Origin of the sequence: Enterococcus sp. BWR-S5, assembly GCF_016745255.1 — a bacterium.
GTDB lineage: Bacteria > Bacillota > Bacilli > Lactobacillales > Enterococcaceae > Enterococcus_L.
This window is the reverse complement of sequence record NZ_JADOEQ010000003.1, coordinates 220,698-243,243: the sequence shown is the minus strand read 5'-3', so window position 1 is coordinate 243,243 and position 22,546 is coordinate 220,698. Positions and strand designations below refer to the sequence as shown.

The 22,546-nt window shown below is 38.5% G+C and carries 21 protein-coding genes; 18 read left to right on the top strand and 3 right to left on the bottom strand.

Translation table 11 applies throughout. The annotated features are described in order from the left end of the window. Position 1 precedes the first annotated feature (1 nt). Together codY and IW510_RS05940 are read left to right on the top strand one after the other, a co-directional pair. Positions 2-793, top strand: coding sequence for a GTP-sensing pleiotropic transcriptional regulator CodY (codY, locus tag IW510_RS05945; protein WP_202057794.1), 792 nt, complete (start codon positions 2-4; stop codon positions 791-793). A 9-nt stretch (positions 794-802) separates the two neighbouring features. Further along, the gene (locus tag IW510_RS05940) at positions 803-1,678 is read left to right on the top strand and encodes an aldose 1-epimerase family protein (RefSeq protein WP_202057793.1); all 876 of its coding nucleotides are present in this window, start codon (positions 803-805) and stop codon (positions 1,676-1,678) included. A gap of 64 nt (positions 1,679-1,742) precedes the next feature. Here the strand turns inward: IW510_RS05940 and plsY are convergent, their stop codons facing one another. After that, positions 1,743-2,372: a glycerol-3-phosphate 1-O-acyltransferase PlsY gene (gene plsY / locus IW510_RS05935; RefSeq protein ID WP_202057791.1), complete on the bottom strand. Its 630-nt coding sequence runs from the start codon at positions 2,370-2,372 to the stop codon at positions 1,743-1,745. Positions 2,373-2,647: 275 nt separating this feature from the next. Between plsY and IW510_RS05930 the strand changes: the two genes are divergently transcribed. The 15 genes from IW510_RS05930 (at position 2,648) to IW510_RS05860 (ending at position 18,107) form a co-directional block, all read left to right on the top strand. Then, the gene (locus IW510_RS05930) at positions 2,648-3,073 is read left to right on the top strand and encodes a CoA-binding protein (protein WP_202057790.1); all 426 of its coding nucleotides are present in this window, start codon (positions 2,648-2,650) and stop codon (positions 3,071-3,073) included. A gap of 128 nt (positions 3,074-3,201) precedes the next feature. Further along, positions 3,202-5,247, top strand: coding sequence for a DNA topoisomerase IV subunit B (gene parE, locus IW510_RS05925; protein WP_202057788.1), 2,046 nt, complete (start codon positions 3,202-3,204; stop codon positions 5,245-5,247). Between the two features lie 275 nt (positions 5,248-5,522). Next, complete coding sequence (gene parC, locus IW510_RS05920) at positions 5,523-7,988, top strand: DNA topoisomerase IV subunit A (protein ID WP_202057922.1); 2,466 nt, start codon at positions 5,523-5,525, stop codon at positions 7,986-7,988. 269 nt (positions 7,989-8,257) lie between these two features. After that, on the top strand, positions 8,258-10,504 hold the full coding sequence (pflB, locus tag IW510_RS05915) for a formate C-acetyltransferase (protein ID WP_202057787.1): 2,247 nt from the start codon (positions 8,258-8,260) through the stop codon (positions 10,502-10,504). A gap of 140 nt (positions 10,505-10,644) precedes the next feature. Further along, positions 10,645-11,409, top strand: coding sequence for a pyruvate formate-lyase-activating protein (gene pflA, locus IW510_RS05910; RefSeq protein WP_202057785.1), 765 nt, complete (start codon positions 10,645-10,647; stop codon positions 11,407-11,409). A gap of 322 nt (positions 11,410-11,731) precedes the next feature. Then, positions 11,732-12,043: a TIGR04197 family type VII secretion effector gene (locus IW510_RS05905; protein WP_202057287.1), complete on the top strand. Its 312-nt coding sequence runs from the start codon at positions 11,732-11,734 to the stop codon at positions 12,041-12,043. Further along, a complete protein-coding gene (locus tag IW510_RS05900; protein WP_202057779.1) occupies positions 12,043-12,414 on the top strand; it encodes a DUF3958 family protein in 372 nt (123 codons plus the stop codon). The genes IW510_RS05905 and IW510_RS05900 overlap by 1 nt, the downstream gene beginning before the upstream one ends. After that, positions 12,404-13,321, top strand: a complete 918-nt coding sequence (locus IW510_RS05895; protein ID WP_202057777.1) for a T7SS effector LXG polymorphic toxin — start codon at positions 12,404-12,406, stop codon at positions 13,319-13,321. Before IW510_RS05900 ends, IW510_RS05895 begins: the two co-directional genes overlap by 11 nt. A gap of 107 nt (positions 13,322-13,428) precedes the next feature. Continuing rightward, a complete protein-coding gene (locus tag IW510_RS05890; protein ID WP_202057775.1) occupies positions 13,429-13,809 on the top strand; it encodes a hypothetical protein in 381 nt (126 codons plus the stop codon). Positions 13,810-13,830: 21 nt separating this feature from the next. Beyond that, positions 13,831-14,166 (top strand): hypothetical protein, encoded by a 336-nt coding sequence (locus IW510_RS05885; protein WP_202057774.1) that lies wholly within the window; start codon positions 13,831-13,833, stop codon positions 14,164-14,166. A 387-nt stretch (positions 14,167-14,553) separates the two neighbouring features. Beyond that, positions 14,554-14,892, top strand: a complete 339-nt coding sequence (locus IW510_RS05880) for a hypothetical protein (RefSeq protein ID WP_202057773.1) — start codon at positions 14,554-14,556, stop codon at positions 14,890-14,892. An 80-nt stretch (positions 14,893-14,972) separates the two neighbouring features. After that, positions 14,973-15,356, top strand: coding sequence for a hypothetical protein (locus IW510_RS05875; RefSeq protein WP_202057772.1), 384 nt, complete (start codon positions 14,973-14,975; stop codon positions 15,354-15,356). Between the two features lie 227 nt (positions 15,357-15,583). Continuing rightward, positions 15,584-16,510, top strand: coding sequence for a manganese-dependent inorganic pyrophosphatase (locus IW510_RS05870; protein WP_202057771.1), 927 nt, complete (start codon positions 15,584-15,586; stop codon positions 16,508-16,510). A 169-nt stretch (positions 16,511-16,679) separates the two neighbouring features. After that, positions 16,680-17,579 (top strand): DUF1803 domain-containing protein, encoded by a 900-nt coding sequence (locus IW510_RS05865; RefSeq protein WP_202057770.1) that lies wholly within the window; start codon positions 16,680-16,682, stop codon positions 17,577-17,579. 69 nt (positions 17,580-17,648) lie between these two features. Then, positions 17,649-18,107, top strand: a complete 459-nt coding sequence (locus IW510_RS05860) for a helix-turn-helix domain-containing protein (RefSeq protein ID WP_202057769.1) — start codon at positions 17,649-17,651, stop codon at positions 18,105-18,107. Here the strand turns inward: IW510_RS05860 and IW510_RS05855 are convergent. Together IW510_RS05855 and IW510_RS05850 are read right to left on the bottom strand one after the other, a co-directional pair. Continuing rightward, positions 18,067-19,002 carry a PTS sugar transporter subunit IIB gene (locus tag IW510_RS05855; RefSeq protein WP_202057768.1) on the bottom strand — a complete coding sequence of 312 codons (936 nt, stop codon included), beginning with the start codon at positions 19,000-19,002 and terminating at the stop codon, positions 18,067-18,069. The two genes, IW510_RS05860 and IW510_RS05855, sit on opposite strands and share 41 nt — an antisense overlap. A 156-nt stretch (positions 19,003-19,158) precedes the next feature. Further along, complete coding sequence (locus IW510_RS05850) at positions 19,159-19,692, bottom strand: DUF2179 domain-containing protein (protein WP_202057767.1); 534 nt, start codon at positions 19,690-19,692, stop codon at positions 19,159-19,161. 737 nt (positions 19,693-20,429) lie between these two features. Here IW510_RS05850 and IW510_RS05845 point away from each other — a divergent pair. Beyond that, complete coding sequence (locus tag IW510_RS05845) at positions 20,430-22,331, top strand: endonuclease MutS2 (protein ID WP_202057765.1); 1,902 nt, start codon at positions 20,430-20,432, stop codon at positions 22,329-22,331. Positions 22,332-22,546 lie beyond the last annotated feature (215 nt).

Below are 22,546 nucleotides of genomic sequence, written 5' to 3'. Positions count from 1 at the left end.
AATGGAAACATTATTGGATCGAACACGCCAAATCAATCGCCTGCTTCAACAAAAGAACACGTTTGATTTGGAAGCTGATTTGCCCTATGGTAAAATGGCTACAATTCTTGGCGATATCTTAATAAGTAATGCCTACATCATTAGCAGCAATGGGGAGCTGCTGGGCTACAACGAGAAGCTCGATGTCAACAATGCACGTGTGAAGCACATGTTTGAAGAAAAGCAGTTCCCGCAAAGCTACACGGATGCTGTTGCTGTACTGCAAAAAACAGAAGCTAATATTCCTATCAATAGTGATTTAACAGCCTTTCCTGTTGAGTTAAGAGAAGATTATCCTAATGGACTGACAACCGTCATTCCAATTTACGGGGCAGGAGAGCGGCTGGGAACAATCATTCTGGCTAGAATGGAAGAATCATTTGCTGATGAGGATCTGGTTCTTGCAGAATACGGTGGTACGGTAGTTGGTATGCAGATTCTTTATCAGAAATCTCGTAGTATTGAAGCGGAGGTACGCAGTGCAACTGCTGTGCAGATGGCGATTAATACACTCTCTTACAGTGAGTTAAAAGCTGTTCAAGCGATATTTAACGCATTGGAGGGCGACGAAGGTCGTCTAACTGCATCAAGTATTGCTGATGAAATTGGCATTACTCGTTCGGTAATTGTCAACGCACTTCGAAAGCTGGAGTCAGCAGGCATTATTGAATCGCGTTCACTGGGAATGAAGGGGACTTACCTAAAAATTCTAAACAAACAATTTATTAAAGAATTGGATAAAAAGCGGAAGTAGGGACGAACAATGACCGTTATTATTGAAAATGAAGCACTTATCGCAACAATCGCCGAAGAAGGCGCAGAGCTCATCAGTTTAAAGGCAAAAGAGACTGGTTTGGAGTACATTTGGCAAGGAGACCCTAAATTTTGGGGAAGACATGCGCCAGTGCTATTTCCTTTTGTCGGACGTTCAAAAGATGACAGTTATCGTTATCAAGGAAAAACGTATCCAATGGGACAGCACGGATTTGCTCGAGACCAAGTTTTTGAAGTTATTGAAAAAGGACCTGAAATGGTTGCGCTCTCCCTAAAAAGCTCCAAAGAATCAAAAGAAATCTACCCTTTTGATTTTGAATTGGTTCTGACGTATACATTGGAAAATGCTGAAATCATTGTTGGTTACCAAGTGATAAATACAGGATTAGAGGAAATGCTGTTTTCAATCGGTGGACATCCGGCATTCAATATTCCTTTAGAGGAACAATTAGCCTTTACAGATTACTACCTTTCCTTTGAACCTAAAGTTGATCGAATTCAACTGCCGTTAAATGGACCGTTTGTTGACTTAGCCAATAAAACATTAGGGCAAACAAGTGTAGATTACGATTTAACACGTGAGCTTTTTGAGAAGGATGCTCTAATTTATGAGACACCTGGAAAAACAGAGATTGCTTTCAAGACAGATAAAAGTAATCACAGTATCAGCTTAAAATATGACAATATTCCATTTGTCGGTGTTTGGTCACCTTATGGAGTGGAAGCACCATTTGTGTGTATTGAGCCTTGGTGGGGAATTGCTGATAAGGTAGATAGCAACGGTGAATTAGTTGATAAATTTGCTGTCAATCGCTTGAATCCAAAAGAGCTTTTCAATACAAGCTATACAATTTCTGTAAAATAGAGGAAAAAATAGCATTGCCTGAATTGATTTTGAGTCAACTGAAGGCAATGCTTTACTATTTAAGCTAATCTTTTTTCTTATTCAAACCAAAAGGCACTCGGTTCTCGGTGCCATTTTTAATTCGACCAATATTGGCTTTGTGGCGAATGAAGATAAAAACAGTTAAGGCAGCTGCTATTGTGGTTAGCAACCAATCAAACTGCGGTAAAACAGCTGGCCAAACAAATGGCAATATAATCGTGGAAAGTGTAATTAATACTGCGCTGACCATACTCGTAACACTGACCATACTTGAGATAAACAATGTAACAACAAAAATGGTAGCAGAGTATACGAAGAACAGCGGGCTGTATCCTAAAATCATGCCGGCACTGGTTGCGACCGCTTTGCCGCCTTTGAAGTTAGCAAAAATTGGGAATGTATGACCCAAAACTGCCGCTACACCAAAAATCAAAGGATTAACGGGTAGATTGAAAATCATCGGCAGACATGTAGCGAGGGTTCCCTTTAAAATGTCCATCAACAGAACAGCAATCCCGGCTTTTTTTCCTAATACTCGGAAAGTATTGGTTGTTCCCATGCTGTTGCTGCCGAACTGGCGAATGTCTTTATCAAAAAAAATTTTTCCGACCCAAACCCCGGATGGGATTGAGCCTAATAAATAGGCAATGAGTAGCAATGCTGCTATTTTCATATGTTTGCCCCTTTCTTTATTCAAACTAATGTTCATTTTATCATGAAAAAATTTCGGGAACAATCATGAATTTTTCATTGCCAAGTAATACTGGTAATGGCGGTTGAGGAAAATGAGCGCATAAATCCTATCCATATCGAGAAAATGATTTTCTTTTTCATATGCAATTAGAAAGGAAATCATTTTCAAAATCACAAAAAAATGCTATCTTAATATATGTTGATAAGAACCAGTTGAACGTATTTCTATTAAATAAGAAAGTGGGATGATCAAGTATGACATTTCAGAATCCAACAGATGAACAAATTTTTTCTTACCTGAGAGAGGCGAAAAGAATCGCAGTTGTCGGATTAAGTAATAAAGAAGATCGTACAAGCTATCAAATTGCTGTGTTGCTTCAGGAACAAGGTTATGAGATTGTTCCCGTGAATCCTGTGTTGGCAGGTCAGAAAATTTTAGGTGAGCAGGTCTATCCTGATTTGGTCTCAGTCCCGGGAACAATTGATATTGTGGATGTTTTCAGAAGAAGTGAATTTTTACCTGAGGTTGCTGAGGAGTTTCTAAAGACAGATGCAAAAGTTTTTTGGGCACAATTAGGTTTGGAAAACGATCAGGCGGCGGAGCTGTTGAAAAATGCAGGAAGACATGATATCATCATGAATCGTTGCATTAAAATTGAACTTGCAAAAATGTCTTCTTAATTGTTCTGCGTATATTATTAAGAAAGAGCAGCCGAGGCGGAAAGCTCTTTTTTTTTGAGAGCTTTTAGAGTATTATTGTAATGATGCGGCTTGATGCTGTGAGAATCCAAGTATAAGGAGTTTTTTCTTTGGTAAAGAAGGTAAATAATGAGTATAACGATTCATCCATTCAAGTGCTAGAAGGACTTGAGGCTGTTAGAAAACGGCCGGGAATGTATATCGGTTCAACGGATAGCCGTGGACTGCACCATTTGGTTTATGAGATTGTAGATAATGCAGTTGACGAGGCGCTTTCCGGATATGGAGACGAAATCAAAGTAACAATAAACAAGGACAACAGTTTGACTGTAGAAGACTCCGGTCGTGGGATGCCGGTCGGAATGCATGCTTCAGGGATTCCGACTGTTCAGGTAATTTTTACTGTACTTCATGCAGGTGGTAAGTTTGGTCAAGGTGGCTATAAAACATCTGGAGGTCTTCATGGTGTGGGTGCCAGCGTAGTGAATGCCCTATCTGAGTGGCTGGAAGTTCGCATAGTACGTGATGGCACTGAATATATGGAACGGTTCGAAAATGGCGGAAAGCCAGTTGGCACATTGAAGAAGCTGGGCAAGACGAAAAAGAAAAACGGAACATCCGTTACTTTTCTTCCAGATGCCAGTATTTTTTCAACAACGAAATTTTCATATGAAACCTTAGCAGGTCGCTTAAGAGAGTCTGCGTTTCTTCTGCGAGGCGTTAGAATTATTTTAGCGGATTTAAGAGAAGATGAGCCTAAAGAAGAAGTTTTTCACTATGAAGAAGGAATTAAGGAGTTTGTTGAGTATCTAAATGAAGACAAGGATTCATTGACACCTGTCATTTACTTTTCAGGCGAAAAAGACGGGATTGAGGTTGAACTGGCTTATCAGTACAACGATGGATTTTCTGAAAATGTCCTATCATTTGTTAATAACGTAAGAACAAAAGATGGCGGGACCCATGAAGTTGGAATGAAGATATCTATGACCAAAGCATATAATGAGTATGCTCGTAAGGTTGGACTTTTGAAAGAAAAAGATAAAAATTTGGAGGGCAGTGATTTCCGTGAAGGCTTAGCTGCAATCCTTTCTATCAGAGTTCCTGAAAATCTACTTCAATTTGAAGGGCAAACCAAGGAAAAATTGGGAACACCGCTTGCAAGAAACGCGGTAGACACAGCAGTTGGAGAGCAAATGGTCTTTTATCTGCAAGAAAACAGTGATATGAGCCAAATGCTGATCCGTAAGGCAATTAAGGCTAGAGAGGCCAGAGAAGCTGCTCGTAAAGCCAGAGAAGAAAGCCGTAATGGGAAGAAGAAGAAAAAGGGAGAGTCTCTTCTGTCAGGGAAGCTGACACCCGCACAATCGCGAAACCCTAAGAAAAATGAACTGTATCTTGTCGAGGGAGATTCCGCCGGAGGTTCTGCCAAGCAAGGACGGGATAGAAAGTTCCAAGCAATTCTTCCGTTACGTGGTAAAGTCTTGAATACTGAAAAAGCTAAAATGCAGGATATTCTTAAAAATGAAGAAATTAACACAATGATTTATACAATTGGTGCCGGCGTCGGTGCTGAATTTTCAGTAGAGGATTGTAATTATGATAAAGTCATTATCATGACTGATGCGGATACCGATGGGGCACACATTCAGGTCTTGCTGCTGACATTTTTCTATCGCTATATGAAGCAATTGATTAAAGCAGGTAAAGTCTACATTGCTTTACCGCCTCTATATAAAGTTTCCAAGGGATCAGGTAAAAAAGAAGTGCTTGAATATGCCTGGACAGATGAAGAGCTGGAAGCAGCTACGAAAAAAATCGGTAAAGGCTATATGCTGCAACGGTATAAAGGTCTTGGCGAAATGAATGCAGATCAGTTGTGGGAAACAACGATGAACCCGGAGACAAGAACGTTGATTCGTGTCAATATTGATGAAGATGATAAGGCTGAGCGTCGTGTCAGCACATTGATGGGTGATAAGGTTGCTCCTAGACGTGAATGGATTGAGAAACATGTTCAGTTTACGCTAGAAGAAGAGGGCAGCATTCTGGATAAGCAAGACGATGAAACAGCGATTGCCGCTGAACCAACTTCTGAAAATGAAGAACCAGCTACAGAACTAAGTGAGGAAATCACTTTATTTGATATAGAATAGACGAAGGTAGGTTTAAACCATCGTGGTACATGAAATGATGGAGAAACCAGCAAAGATTGAGGGAGCAACACTCCTGAAGTCGCCTTGTATTGTGCCACATCAGCTCTGTTATGACAGTCGCTGTGTGTTACAACAACTAGTTTCCACAAAGAACAAAAGGAGAGCCATTTCCCTTTTAATAAGAATGCTAGGGAAATGGACATCGGACCTCCAAGATGGAGAAATCAGAAAGTTACCTGCCTGATTTCCTCAATAATATAAAGGAGTTGACGGTTTTGGAAATACGTCAGGAAATTCAAGAATTGACCCTTGAAGAAGTAATGGGCGACCGCTTTGGCCGCTATTCCAAATATATCATTCAGGAAAGAGCCTTGCCCGACATTCGGGATGGATTGAAGCCTGTACAGAGAAGAATTCTCTTTTCCATGAATAAGGACGGAAATACCTTTGACAAAGCATTTCGGAAGTCTGCTAAATCTGTAGGGAATATTATGGGTAACTACCATCCCCATGGTGATAGCAGTATCTACGAAGCGATGGTGCGTCTAAGTCAAGATTGGAAGCTTAGAGAAGTATTAATTGAAATGCATGGGAATAACGGAAGTATGGATGGAGATCCGCCTGCAGCCATGCGTTATACTGAAGCTCGATTATCCAAATTGAGTGGGGAAATGCTGCAGGACATTGAAAAGGAAACCGTCGATTTTGTCTGGAACTTTGATGACACCGAAAAGGAACCGACTGTTCTTCCGGCTCGATACCCTAATTTATTGGTTAATGGCTCCACTGGTATTTCGGCTGGGTATGCCACTGAAATCCCACCACATAATCTTGAAGAGGTTATTGATGGAACGATTTACTTAATAGATCATCCTAAAGCTACACTGGATAAATTGATGGAATATATTCCCGGACCTGATTTTCCGACAGGTGGTATTCTTCAAGGGAAAGAAGAAATCAAAAAGGCTTATGAAACAGGTAAGGGAAAAGTCATCCTGCGTTCTCAAACGAGAATTGAGGATTTAAAAGGCGGAAAACAGCAAATTGTTATTTCTGAAATCCCTTATGAAGTCAATAAAGCAGCCTTGGTGAAAAAAATCGATGAAATCCGTTTAAGCAAGAAAATTGACGGTATTGCAGAAGTACGAGATGAAACAGATAGAACAGGTCTGCAAATGGTTGTGGAATTGAAAAAGGATGCAAATGCAGAAGGTATTTTGAATTACCTTTTCAAAAATACAGAACTGCAAATCAACTATAATTTCAATATGGTTGCAATTGATAAGATGACACCGCATCAGGTTGGCTTGTTACGTATTCTTGAAAGTTACGTAACCCATAGGAAAGAAGTCATTACGAATCGAAGCCGTTTTGAGCTGGAAAAAGCGAAAAAACGCCAGCATATCGTTGAAGGTCTAATTAAAGCATTGTCTATTTTGGACAAAGTGATTGTGACGATTCGAGGCAGTAAAGACAAGAAGAACGCAAAAGACAATCTTGTGACTCAGTTTGCATTTTCTGAAGCACAGGCAGAAGCCATTGTTACATTGCAATTATATCGTTTGACCAATACTGATATCACACAGTTGGAATCTGAAGCAAAGGCTTTAGACGAAGAAGTAGCTGAATTGACTAGTATTTTAAATGATGAAAAAAAATTGATGTCTGTCATGAAGAAAGAGCTTCGTGAAGTGAAGAAACAGTATAGCACTCAACGATTGACTCGAATCGAAGATGAGATTCAAGAAATCAAAATTGAAACAGAAGTCCTGGTTGCTCAGGAAGATGTCATTGTTTCTGTTACAAGAGAAGGCTATGTCAAACGAAGCAGTGTTCGTTCTTATACTGCTTCCAAACCTGAAGAGCTGGGAATGAAGGAAGGCGACTTCCCGCTATTTGTCGGGGAAGCGAATACTTTAGATCATTTATTAATGATTACCAATAAGGCGAATGTAATCTATAGACCGATTCACGAGCTGCCTGATTTAAGATGGAAGGACATTGGAGAGCATATTTCTCAGACTATTAGTGGAATGGCTATCGATGAGTCAATCATTGCTGTTTATCCATATAAAGAAATCAACTCTGCAGCAACCTTTGTGCTTATGTCTAAAGAGGGAATGATTAAACAGACGAAAATGACTGATTTTGAACCTTGGCGGACTTATCGCAGTAAAGCAGTTTCCTGTATGAAGCTGAAATCAGAATCAGATGAAATCGTCAATGTTACCTTAACGAGCGATCAAGAGCTATGGGATGTGTTCTTAGTCAGTCATAGAGGGTTTGGTTTGCGTTATTCACTAGATGAGGTACCGGTTGTAGGTGCAAAAGCTGCCGGTGTTAAATCCATGAACCTTAAAGAACATGATTTTGTTGTCAATGGATTATTAGTGTACAAAGAAGGTGACACACCGATTACAATCCTGACGCAACGAGGAAGTATGAAACGCATGCTGGCACAAGAGTTAAATCAGTTAGGTCGTGCAAAACGTGGATTGATGGTTCTAAGAGAATTGAAGAGTAATCCGCATCGAGTAATTTTCATGAATGAAAGCTCAACAGCGAACCAGCTGCTGGTTATCACTCAAAAAGGGACACGGTTGTTAATAGACTCAATGAATGCGCCAATCAATGATAGAAGTTCAAACGGTTCCTTTGTTATTAATGAAAAAGACGAGATCGGTATTGAAGAGGTACATCAGTTAGTCAACCTTGACATAGAAGATGACTCTGTTCTATAAAATTATACAACACACGCACCTGTATTAGTACAGATGCGTGTGTTTTTTTAACAGATAAATAGATGGGAATTTCATTGGAGAAAAATTAAGTGAAAATGTTCACGAAATTAAAACGTTGTAATATCAAGGATAAACGACTCTTTTTTTAAATAATAGCATAAATAAGGAAAAATATAACAAGTAAAGGCTTGCATAAAATAGATTATGTGTTATACTTGTCACATAAAGCTGTTATAGTTAATTAACAGCATATTTTAAGGAGGCACAACATGGAGCAATGGAAAGGCTTTAAAGGCGAAAAATGGCAACATTCAGTTGATACACGTGATTTTATCCAAAGAAACTATACAGAATATACAGGTGATGACAGCTTCTTAGAACCTATCGCGCCAAGTACTGATAAACTATGGACAAAACTACAAGAATTATTTGAAGTGCAGCATGAGAAAAACGGTGTGTACGACATGGACACAAACGTTCCTGCAACAATCACTTCACATGCACCAGGCTACTTGATCGAAGGAGAAGAAAAGATCGTTGGTCTGCAAACTGATGTACCATTGAAACAAGCTTATATGCCGTTCGGCGGAATCAACATGGCGAACAATTCCTTAACTTCAAATGGCTTTGAAGTTGACGATGAAATGACGAAAATTTTTACTGAGTGGAGAAAAACACATAACCAAGGTGTATTCGATGCTTACACTCCAGAAATGAGAGCTGCACGTAAAAATAAAATCATCACTGGTCTTCCAGATGCTTATGGCCGTGGCCGTATCATCGGTGACTACCGTCGTATCGCTCTTTACGGTATTGACCGCTTAATGCAAGAAAAAATGAAAGACCTAAGCAACACAGGAAACAAAGTGATGACAGATGATGTTATCCGTTTAAGAGAAGAAATTTCTGAACAAATCAGAGCAATGGCTGACTTGAAGAAAATGGCTGCTACTTATGGTTGCGATATTTCTAAACCAGCTGCTAATGCACAAGAAGCAATCCAATGGTTATACTTCGGTTACCTTGGTGCAATCAAATCACAAAATGGTGCAGCTATGTCTATCGGACGTATCTCAGCATTCTTGGATATCTACATCCAACGTGACCTTGATAACGGTGCAATCACTGAATTCGAAGCACAAGAAATGATTGACCATTTAATCATGAAACTACGTATGGTTAAATTTGCACGTACGCCTGAATACAACCAATTATTCTCAGGATACCCAATCTGGGCAACATTATCTATTGCCGGTATGGGACTTGACGGACGTTCATTAGTAACTAAGAGTGATTTCCGTATCCTGCATACATTAACAAACATGGGACCATCTCCTGAGCCAAACTTGACTGTATTGTATTCTTCTCATTTACCAGAAGGATTCAGAACATTCGCTTCTAAAATTGCGAAACAAAGTTCTTCAATCCAGTTTGAAAATGATGATTTACTACGTGCTAACTGGGGATCAGACGACTGCGCAATCGCATGTTGTGTATCTGCAACTGTAATGGGTAAAGATATGCAGTTTTTCGGTGCTCGTGCTAACTTGGCTAAAGCTGTTCTTTATGCAATCAACGGTGGTGTTGATGAAAAGACTAAGATGCAAGTTGCTCCTAAATTCCGTCCAATGACTGGCGAAACTTTAGAATATGATGAGTTCATCGACAGATTCAAAGACATCATGGACTGGTTAGCTGAATTGTATGTAAATACACTGAACGTTATCCACTACATGCATGATAAATATGCTTATGAAGCGCCTCAATTGGCATTCATGAACAGTGATTTGCAACGTACATTTGCTACTGGTATTGCCGGTATCTCTCACGCTGCTGACTCTGTAATGGCTATCAAACATGGTAATGTACAAGTTGTTCGTGACGAAGATGGACTAGCAGTGGACTATGTACCACAAAATGAGTTCCCAACTTACGGAAACGACAACGAAGAAGCAGATGCAATGGCTAACTGGATTCTTGAGTACTTCATGACTCAAATCAAACGTCAGCACACTTACCGTAACGCTCGCCCTACAACTTCATTATTGACAATCACGTCTAATGTTGTTTACGGTAAAGCGACTGGTAACACACCAGACGGACGTCGTGCCGGTAAACCTCTTGCTCCAGGAGCAAACCCAAGCTACCGCGACGGTAAATTCCTAGGTGAGAAGAATGGTCTTTTAGCATCATTGAACTCAACTGCAAGATTAGAATACACATGTGCACTTGATGGTATTTCTAATACACAAACAATTAATCCAAGCGGTTTAGGTAAAGACGATTCTACAAGAATCGACAACCTGCGTAATGTTATGGACGGATACTTCGATAACGGTGGTTACCACTTGAACGTTAACGTATTCACAAACGAATTACTGTTAGACGCTCAAAAGAACCCTGAAAAATATCCTAACCTGACAATCCGTGTATCTGGATATGCCGTGAAATTCCGTGACTTGACTCCTGAGCAACAAGCAGACGTTATTTCAAGAACTTCACATGACAAACTGTAATTAACGATTTAGACCAATAACTGAAGTCCGGGACAATTTTATAACTAATTTTGTTCCGGGCTTTTCTAATTAAAAGAGGTAGGGGATGGCATTATTAAGAATGTTCAGAGCCTGTTTCTTAAGAAATGAGAGAAAAGATTATGACTGAAGCAGTAAAGGGTAGAATCCATTCTACAGAAAATTTTGGTACCGTTGATGGACCTGGTGTACGATTTATTGTATTTACACAAGGCTGTCGTATGAGATGTCAATTTTGCCATAACCCGGATACATGGAAAATTGGTTCCGGCGGAAAAGAAGTGACCACCGATGAGGTACTTGCGGAAGCAATGAAATATCGCTCTTATTGGGGAGACAAAGGCGGAATTACTGTAAGTGGGGGAGAACCATTACTGCAGATGGATTTTCTGATCGAATTATTTAAGAAAGCCAAAGAACAAGGGATTAACACCACTTTAGATACTTGTGGGAAACCTTTTACAAGAGAAGAGCCATTTTTCAGCCAATTTCAAGAGCTGATGAAGTATACGGATCTTATTCTGTTTGATATCAAGCATATCGATAACAAGCAGCATAAATTGTTGACTTCATTGGGTAATGAGAACATTTTGGAAATGGCAGAATACCTATCTGAAATCAATCAGCCAGTTTGGATTCGTCATGTGCTTGTGCCTCAACGCAGTGATTATGATGAATACTTGATTCGCTTGGATGACTACATCAAGACATTGAACAATGTAGATAAAGTGGAGGTCCTTCCTTACCATACAATGGGTAAATACAAGTGGGATGATTTAGGTTTAGATTATCCTCTTGATGGAATTGAACCACCTACAGAAGATAGAGTAACAAATGCGAAGAATCTTCTTCACGTGAATGATTACAAAGGCTATTTGAATCGATAAATAAACAGTCAAGCTGCAGCATATGGATAATCATGTGCTGCAGCTTTTTTGGGATTTTCTTCTATCGCTTTCAAGAATTATATATCTTTTTTTTATCAGTTTTTTTTTACATATTGATAAAATGTTGAGAATTTCTGTTTATATGATTGTGGTACACTGAATCGGAATCATCTCTGAAAAAACGGTGTTCCAGGAGCAACTACTTCGGAAACAAGCTGAAACATACCGAAAATACGAAGAATGCTATTTTCGTATGTTCCTTCTTGTTTCTCGTAGCTGATCGCTCCTGTCACAACCTCTTCAACAAGGAGTGTTTATCAATATGACAGAATTAAATAGTAAAATGAGTGTCGCCAGCACTACTGCAGCACAGATGAGTCAGGCGGCAAATACTTTGAGTGCGATTCAAGCACCTAGTGTAGCCGCTGGGCAAACAACCGTTACCGGCAATACGAATGCACAACAGACAATTAAACAAACAGCAGAAGCCCTGACCACTATCGTTGCTGCTTTCAATGCAGATATTGGCAAAATTACAACAGTCGCCAGCGAGTTTGCTCGAGTGGATGCAGAACGGGCGGAAGCCTTCAACGCATTTGATGCAGTCAACCCGTTAGGACGGTGGATTCCCTAATGACAGAAAATATAGCCGACAAAGAACAGGAGCTGAATGGACAGCTCCGATTAATTAATGAACAACAAGAAGAAAACTATACCTCTTTTAGAAAACTTGATGAATCAGAACGTTTTATTCAAGATGCCTACGCAATGGAACAGCATTTTCTAACTGATTTGTCGGAAGTTTTCCACACTTCTGATTCAGCTCAATTCTTGCATGACAGTGAGCAAGAACATCGTGAGTGTAAACATCGAAGCTTCACACAGTTGGAGGAACAATTTGAGGCGCTGCAGCAGGAAAAACTGACCTTAGTTGAAAAGGAAAACGACTTGCTGGATGAAAGAAGTGTATTGTTTCAAAGGGAGGATGCAGCTGATGAGTATTGATATGTATCTTTCCGAGGTCAGAAGTCAGACCAACAGTGCGGTACAATTAGCGAATGCTTATAGCCAGGCCATTGGTGCTCTCGCTGATAGCTGCCATGCGTTCATGCGTGCACCGCTATCTGGCAATACCTATGATTCAGCTAAACTATATTTCACCACTGTCTACCCGCCACTGGTCAACGGAGTAACAATGGTTTGCGATGCTCTGACTGAAGCACATCAAAAATTCCCGAATGAGTTTGAAAGCTCAGTGGATACTTGCGATGTGAAGGAAAGTGAACTCAGTGAGAAAATCGCACAGGGAGGACAAGTATTGAAGGCCCAATATGCTGCGATTGATAGCCTGGAAAAGGCTGACCCGGTATTGGAGCGCAGCATTATGCGGACACAGGCAGCAATTGCGAAATTAGAAGAGACGCGGAAGCATCTGTATGAGTTCAACGCTTCCTCTGCCGGCATTTTTTCCGAAGTTGAAAGCTTATTAAGCCAGCTTAACCAAGGAATTGCCGAGGTAGGAAAGGGCAGCGCATGGAATGCCAGTACCGGTACTTTTGAACTGGACCGTATGAGTCTGTCATGGATTCAACCGTTGAATGAGAAGTGGAACACACGCAATCAACCAAAAATGGATAGTGAACGCAACGAGGAACTGAAAAAGTACACATTAATCAAGTGTTACGATGAAATCACCGATAGTGTCACTTGGTCCATTGAGCATAATGGAAAACGTTTAGACAACGCTGAATTACAAGCTTATTTGAAAAAAGTAGGCGAATATTTAGATGAATCAGACTATGATATACTAAAACTGAGCCCCAAAGAATGGGAAACACGCATCAACAACCAATGGAAACATGGAACAGAATATTCAACGGAACAGATGTCCCTTGGTTCTACCAAGGCCTAGGACACATTCAAGACTTCGTCGGCAAGAGACAATCGGATGGGACTTGGGATTTAATTATTAATTTTGGCTATGTTTATGCGTTCAATAAACTGCAGAGTATGTATAAAGTGGGTGTTAAAAAAGCCAGTGGGGTTAACACCTTAAATCCAGAACTTCAAAAATTACATGGGGAATTGGATATTTTAGCGGAGAAACATTTATTACCACAATTCAGTGAGATAGATCCTAATCTTGAGGCTGGATATACTGGGTCATTTAAAACGGGTACAGTTGGTAACCCAAATAAAAGTACTTTTGGTCAACCAATAGATTTAACTAATTATGATATAGATTTCTATATAAAAAGTGATGTATTATATGAATTGTATGGAAATAGTGTCAAAGCAAACCCGCAATTCCGAGAAATATTGTCACAAACACCAGGATTTGAAGGTTTAAAGCCAAATAAACAAGGATTTTCAATTAAATTTTTGCCATCAGGTAATTAGAGATTAGGAGAGTAATTAATTATGAACGAGAATAAGTATGGAATGAAAGCAAGAGTAAGAATAGTGTTTCAAGGTGACTTAGAACAATTATCTGTTTTGTTACAAGAAAAGTTAAATATACCAGAATTTTGGTTTGATACAGATGAACAGCCACCTCATGGTGAAATTGGATTTTGTGAGGTGTTTGGGTTGGAAGTGGAGATTAAAAATTTTGAAGGTGATTCGACAAATTACATCTTAGATGTTATCACAACAGATTCTTTTACGGAAATAGCAGCTGGTAGGATGTATGACATCTCTCAATGGCTTGCAGATTATATTGCCTTCTCATGCAAACTAACAACATTTACTGATTAAATATTTCATGTATACAAAGAAATATTTTTTGTGTGTAAGAATATTTAAGATGTGCGTAAAAGTGATGAGGAAAATAAAAAGGCACTCTACCGATTGACGGGAATCGAGGAGATAGAGCCTTGACTAGTAAGAGCGAACTCACTAATCAAGTTTGAACATCAAAATTCATTAGAAGGGAAATTAAGTGTTTTATTCGAGGAGAATGTAAAACAAACTGTGGAAGTAGTGACTTCTAGATATGTTGCTCATACAGTCTTTCTTTTTTTGTAGCAGACTAAAACAATAGATTATCCGAAAGGGATATTATAAAAATAGAAAATATGTTTTTATTATCCCTGATGGAACAATCATTCAGAATATGGTAAAAGTTGAGAGGAAGTTTGTTTTATGTGGAAAGAGTTGAAATTGAGTAATGTACAAAAAATTGAAAAAGTATCTGCAGAATTCGTGATTTGGATGCACTCAATATTACCTTATGGAAAGATGAAAATAAGAGTTTATGAAGATCAAGAAGGAAGCTTTAGTGGACTTACTGATTTGCATGTAAAAAGAAAATTTGATGGAGATTTCGAAGCGGCTGTAGGCTTTGGAAAAACGATTGAGGAAGCTTTATCTGAAACTATTCGTAACTTCAATGAAATCATTGAACAGGATTATCCAAAAGATCAATATCCTAACGGTCTATCAGAACATCACATTGAATACACCGAGCCATCAGATTTTTAACACATGTAATTGTCGACTAGAGGCTTCAATCCTTTTACAAATTTAGAAGATAGGTTGAGTAACTCAGTAGGAGGAAGCTCATGCAGTGGATTATATTAGTTGGGAATGAAAATCTAACGATTCAAGAGATAAAGAAAAAAGACTACTACAATTGTAAACAAGTAACACAATTAGAAAATGATAGAGTAGTAGTGGACTATGGAGCTGAGCATGTCTTTTTCGATTTTTTAGATAACTTGATTGAGGATTATGAGAAGGAAGAGCTAGAACTGCTCCCCTTTAAAAATCCTCATTTTATAATGATGACATTTACTTCAAAGAAAATTTTAAAGCAAGTGCTGATGCAAAATAATTTCCCAACGAATTTGTATGTTGATGATGACGATGGAATGATTATGAAAATGGATAAATATATCAGATTATTGAACGAGAATAAAGATAATCCTAGAGGAAAATTTAAGTAATAATTCGTTGATACGGTTATGGAATAAGATTTCCTCTACAACTTAGAATATAAAGACTAAATCCGTCATAAAATTGTTGTTCTTTTTAGAATTTTTGTTATTATTAATAATGAATGATAAAGTGTACCCGTTCAATCATCAATTGGATAGTGGACACAGGACCTGAAAAAAACAGAGAAACATGTCTGGTTATTCTAGGTCAATACGTTAGAGGAGTGAAAACAACTATGTCAGAAATTTTTGTTTTTGGACATCAAAACCCCGATACAGATGCAATCGGAGCAGCAATCAGCTTTGCTTATCTACAAAAGGAATTAGGAAAGAACACTGTTCCGGTGGCTTTAGGAACACCAAGTGAAGAAACACAATACGCATTGGACTATTTTAATGTTCCTGCACCACGAGTTATTGAAGAAGCTGGTTCAGAAACAAAGCAAGTCATGCTTGTCGATCATAATGAGTTTCAACAAAGTGTTTCAGATATCAAGGACCTGACAATTTTGGCAGTAGTCGATCATCACAGAATCGCTAACTTTGAAACTGCGGATCCATTGTACTACCGTGCTGAGCCTGTAGGTTGTACCAGTACAATTATTTTCAAAATGTTTAAAGAAAATAATGTTGTTATCCCTACACAGATTGCCGGTATGATGGTTTCAGCGATTATTTCTGATACATTACTGTTCAAGTCTCCAACTTGCACAGAAGAGGACGTACAGGCGGCTAATGAGCTGGCTGATATTGCAGAAATTGATTTAAATGGCTATGGTTTGGATATGCTGAAGGCTGGAACGAATTTAAGCGACAAATCAGCAGAAGTATTACTGGACCTAGATGCAAAAAGCTTTCCTCTTGGAGATATAAATGTGCGTATCGCGCAAATCAATACGGTTGATTTCAATGATATTCTTAGTCGTCAAGCGGAATTAGAAGCGGCCATGACTGCTGAAATCACAGCCAACGGCTACGAAATGTTTATCCTAATTATCACGAACATTTTGGATAGTGATTCTGAGCTATTAGTTCTTGGCAATTCATTAGACAAAGTAGAAAAGGCCTTCAATATTACATTAGAGAATAATCGCTCCTTCCTGAAGGGTGTTGTTTCTCGTAAAAAACAAATTGTACCTCAGTTAACAGCAGCATTTAATTAACAGAATAAGCAGGCGGGACTTGGATCGTGAACGGCTAAGTCCCGTTTTTCCAGTACATAGGCAGAAGATGTCATGGCACAGTTTCCGAATAAGCTGCCGGCTTGATGACAACTCTTTAAATGAAGACAATTGTCACATTATTTCACGATGTTAGGTTAGGAGAAGAAGAATGACAGTCACTTACTATTTTCAACATAAGAATCAAAAAAAATTAGAAAAACTAGTGAATAACCCGCTGTTCAATCAAATTGTTACTTACTTTAGCGAGCACAGAGCAGAGAAAATTATCTTAAGAGAGTTGAAAAAAATATTTCAAGAAAGAAATTTTGAGCAATTTTTAGAAGAGATGATTGATTTTCAGTTGATTCGGCGAGAAGAACGACGTTACTATATGGAGATTCCTTTTTTCAATACGAATGGACTTGAGAAGGAAAAAGAAGCAGCCAAGTTATTTGTTAAAAAACATAAAGACGAAAACGTAGAAGAGTCCTGCTATTTATTCGGAGAAGCATTGTGGGATGAGCTTTTTAGCGCGGAAGATTCCTTCTTTTTTGGTGTAATTGATTCATCGGATAACTTTTTTGAAAAACAAGCTTATGGGAATGAGCAATTGACATTTGTTTCGATTCATCAGAAAAATAGTCAACCACTTGATTTTGCTTCTTATTTTGCAGCAATGGAAGCGACATCCGGTGACAAGTTGCCAAAGGTCTACCAGCCTTTGCAGGAACTAATTGGAGATGTGGATAGTAATTATTTTGCAGCACAGACGTATAGAATCATCCGAGCAGTCCTTAAAAATAGAAGGGTAGCAGATAAAAGAAATATTTTTCTTGAATCTCTAGTGATGATTGAGCAGCTTAAGAAGACAGAAGACGGGTGGCAGCTCCTAGCTCCTGTAATTCAAAGAGAAACCTCAATCTCGAATGAACAGCTTTATACTTATGTAGCAACGTATAAGCAAATTGATGACCACAATCAACGTGTGTTTCATAAAATGTACTTCTACTTTGAATGTTTAACAACATTTTTAGCAAATCAGGAATCATTAAGTTATTTGGTTATCTAATTAACTATAATTATATTATGTAAACTAAATAAACTCAACTGTGGAGTGAATACGAAAGGGGAATCATTGATGGTAGACTTAACACAAGTGTTAACCTTTACAGAAGCAGCTGAAAAGTGGCAGCTGGCAGGTGGGAATACCTTACGGCAAGCAGTAGCTAGAGGGCGATTTCATGAAGAGGAAATTCGGAAGAGTGGAACTGTCTGGTTGACTACCTACGAAGCAATGACTCGTGTTTTCGGTCCGATACCAACAGCTCAAGAGCAGAAAGCTCCGTTGGTTCTTGAACAAAAAACAGTTTACCTATCACTAAAAAAAGGTAGAACTTCACTAGAGTTTCTTGAAATAGAGAAAAAGGCCGCCCTTGCTTTCAGCGAACAAAGGCAGCTTCATATCAAAGAGACCATTTTTGGAAAAGAATTCATTTTATACGTATTTACGGACCAAGATAAGTGGAATAGTTGGGTTACTTTAGCAGAACGCTCCTTTATTCCCAACTCACCAGACCAAAAAAAGCCGACTTTCTAATTTTTCTGGGCGGTGGGGTTTCCCATTCTGCCGAGCTAATTTCTCTTGTATACTCTGAATTATAAACAAGACCATTAAGTATTGTTTCGAAACGGTGAGCTTCTGCTTCACCGTTTTTTATTGCAAGACAGGTGGCTTCAAAGACAAATACAGGAATGTCATAGTCATTGAACCATTGTTTTTTCTTTTCAAGTACAGGATTAGAAAAGGGAACGATCAGCACAGCATCAATTCTTCTGGAAAGTTTAGCAAATTCCTCCTTAACAATCAAATCCGAACTGCCAAATAATACTCGAACATCAAAATCATTCTTTGGATGAAAATCGTAGAGTGACTCCAAAGAGTAGCTCTCTGTAAGGACTCGTAGCTCAAGGGACTCCCAGACACTAAAAAATGAGGTGAAAAAGGAATCTGATTGATCAGCACCGAGTATAAGCAACTCAATGTTTTTGTCACCATTTTTTGTTTCAGGGTGTCTTGAAGAGACATAGGAGCGTTCATAGTCTATCCCAATTAGTTCGTCCAATAAATTATTGTAGGCCACAGGACCATCCATAGTTCCAAATGTTTTCATTTCAATATCCTTGACGATAACCGGATAATCCTTTAAAATTTCCTGTTTGCTCTTTGTCATATGCCGCATCTGCGGAGAAACGAAGACAACGTCAAAAATTGTACCGAAGTCATAGGCATTGTATGCTTGAATATAATTGATTCCACCATAAGCAAATACTAAATCATAATTTCCTTCAAATTCTTTTTTTCTCCGTATGATAGTTCCTATATCATCAAAGACTGCTTTTAGTGGTGATTCAACAGCATCGATTGCTTTTACAATTCTTTGACAAAACATGCTTGAGGTCATTCCTCCGGAGCAGCCAACATAGATAAACATAAAGTAACCTCCTTCCTTGTCACTAAGTCGTTACATGTATTTTAACAAATATTTTGCTATTTGGAAAGCCTGAAGGCAAAGCAAAGACAAAAACAGCGATTCATCTGCTTGTGAGATGATGAATCGCTGTTTTATTAGGAAAATAATAGGGGATAGCTAATTTCGATTTCTTACTTTCTTTGTCCAAAAACCACCGGAAATATATTTGGGTTCATAGGAAATGATAAAGGCTCGAGGTTCAATATCATTAATCAGCCGATAAAGTTTTCGTTCGTTTTTTCTCGGAGACAGTATTTCCAAGACCAGCCGTTCACCATCACGTCCCATTGCTACACTCTCAGTAACACCGTATCCGTTTGAACGCAAATTATCAGGGAGGTTTAACTGCTTTGTAGTCGAGGGAAGAATGACAGTAACCATAATATAGCCAAGTGCCAGATGATCCTCAATCTTAATGCCTACACTGATACCGACTGCATACCCTAAAGCATACACTAATAGATTTAGGGGCTCGTCCAGTCTATTTAAGACCATACTCAAGCCTAATACATAAATAGTGATTTCAGCCATACTCACAATTGGAGCGAGCACTCTATACCCCTTCATCGTCAACATAAATCGTATGGTGTTCAGGGTAATATAAGCGAAATTAATCACAAAAATCATTGCAAGCATCTTAAAGTCAACCATTTTTATCCTTCTTTCCAGCACGTATGATAGGTCATTATAGTAATAAATAATTAAGAAGTCAAAGAAAATGAGGGGAGATATTATAGAAAATATCTGTTGTTTTCTTATTCAATAAAATCAATCTATCCATGGTTTTTCAAAGGAGAAAGCAACTGCATTGAACTAGGGGAGAAATGCCAGTATCAAAGCTTTTACGGTATAGCTCACGACTGTTAAAAGAGGAACGGTTGAAAGCAGTCAAGCAGGGAAGATTACATAAGAGAGATTGTGAACAGTCTATGGTTTAGAAGAGCATGAAAGGAAGTAACGAAGCTTAGAATGATTTTAAGTAATTACTTTTTATAAAATAAAAGATTGCATTTCTTTCCATTTTAAGTATAATAGTCTTTGTGAACAAAGTTGTTCAATAGAAGAAATGAGGTATTTTGGTGAGTGTTTTAGGTATCTAACTAAGCAATTTAATAGATGAATAAGAGATGCTTATTTGTCATGCTCATGAGATACCTGTCAAATAAAGAGTAATTAGTAGGTGCACAAACAAAAATTCGGCACAAATTCATAAAACATTCGTAGATGTTTGTAAGAGTTTGCTTTGCTGAGTAATTGTTTTTATGTGCCACTTCATTCGAATTTAATGGGTAGGGCAATTTTCAGATTGATGATTGCCTTACCCTTTTTTTGAACAAATTTTGTTGACATCATGTCAGGTATCTCTTCTGATGAAAGGAATGGATATCATGAATAATAAAATCTATCAAGCAGTACAATTTGATACAATAAAAAACGAATTAAAAAAATATGCCTTCAGTAATTTTGCTAAAAAGGCCATTGAAAAAAGAGAACCATCTTCTTCTTTACCAACCGTTCAACGATGGTTGGATGAAACAGAGGAAGCAATCACAATTTTAGCCAGTGGACAACATGTACCCTTTATGGGCTTAACAAGAGTTGAACAGCTGACGAATCAAATAAACAAGGGTATGGTTTTAGAGCCCGGAGAATTAATAGAATATGCGGACTTTTTGAGAAGCTTCCGCTTAATTGCTAAGCTATTTGAAAAAAATAAATATCAGACACCAATTTTATATTCCTATACCAATGACTTAACTGATTTTTCTCAAGTAGATGCAACAGTTTACGAGTTTATTCAGGGAAACAGAGTCAAAAGTGAAAGCTCAAAAGCATTGAAGCAAATTAGAAATCAGATTGCCAAGCTGGAAAAGGAAATCGATCAGCGCTTACGGAAATTTATGGCCAACAGCCAAAATCAAGCGAAGCTGCAGGACCGCCTAATCCTAATTAAGGATGATCGCTATACAGTTCCAATAAAAGCAGAATACAAGCAAAAAATTGGTGGGACGATTGTCGATCAATCCTCCAAAGGAACAACCGTTTTTGTTGAACCTGAAACAGTAAGAAAATACAATGATCAATTAATTATGGAAAAGGCAGCTGAAGTAGGTGAAGTATATCAAATTCTTGCTTACCTGACCGGATTAATTGGAGAGCGAATGTCAGAAATCACCTATTGTATTGACGTAGTCACTGAACTAGAGGTCATTTTTGCACGAGCAAAATATAGTCGGGTAATTGACGGGAAGAAACCAAAGATTAATAAAGAGGAACGTATTATTTTCAATCAGGTGAAGCATCCTCTGTTAAATAGTCCAGTTCCGCTAACCTTAAACCTTGGCATTGACAATCGCGCCCTAATCATTACAGGAGCGAATGCCGGTGGTAAAACAATCGTACTGAAATCTGTTGCATTAGTTTCCTTGATGACAATGACAGGAATTCTAGTTGCCAGCGGTGAAGGAACCGATATTGCTGTCTTTGATGACATCTTTATCGATATCGGTGACCAACAAAGCTTGGAAAATTCCTTAAGTACATTTTCCGGGCATATGCAAAATCTTTCAGAAATCATCAAAAAAGTGAAGCGGCATACACTCGTTCTTTTAGACGAAATCGGCAGTGGAACAGATCCAAATGAAGGCGCCGCATTGGCTATTGCTTTGATGGAGGAGATGTATAGAAAGGGTAGTTTGGTAATTGCAACCACTCACTTTGGCGAAATCAAAGAATTTGCAGTAAAGCATGAAGATTTCACTACTGCCGGAATGGCATTTGATGCTGAAACACTGACACCGAAATACAAGCTGCTTTTAGGTGAGACCGGTGAAAGTCACGCATTCTGGATTGCTGATAAAATGAAAATCAACGAACGTGTTCTAGCGAATGCAGCTGAATACTTGGAAAACCGATCCTATGATTTAATAAAGCAAGATTTCCAGCCAACAACTCAACCACAACAAGCTATCACCGCAGCTAAGGTATATGATTTCTCTAAAGGGGATCGTATACGTGTGAATGACACCGGAAAAATTGGATTGTTTTACGAGCCAATAGATGATTATCAAGCAAATGTTTATCTTGAAAAGGAAATGCTCGAAGTTCCTTTACGACGACTAACACTAGTATCAACAGCAGAAGAGCTATATCCAATGGGGTATGACCTGGATACGTTGTTTGAAGACTTTGCTGACCGAAAATACAAAAAGGACTTAGCCCGCGGCTCAAAGAAAGCCCATAAAAAGCTAAACAAAGAAATGAAGCAGCGAAGAGAGCTTGCTGAATGAAGAATGATTAACAAAGATAGGAGAAAAGCTGGATAAAAACAGTTTTTCTCCTTTTTTCCATCCCAAAAGAACTATCTTTCATAATTGTTGGTATGGTATGCTGAAAGTAATAATAAATGATAGGGGGAGATTGTCTTCTTTTTCTTTAATCAAATTATTGACAAGGACAAAGTGATTGGCATTTACCATAATATTTTTATAAGCTGGGAGCATGA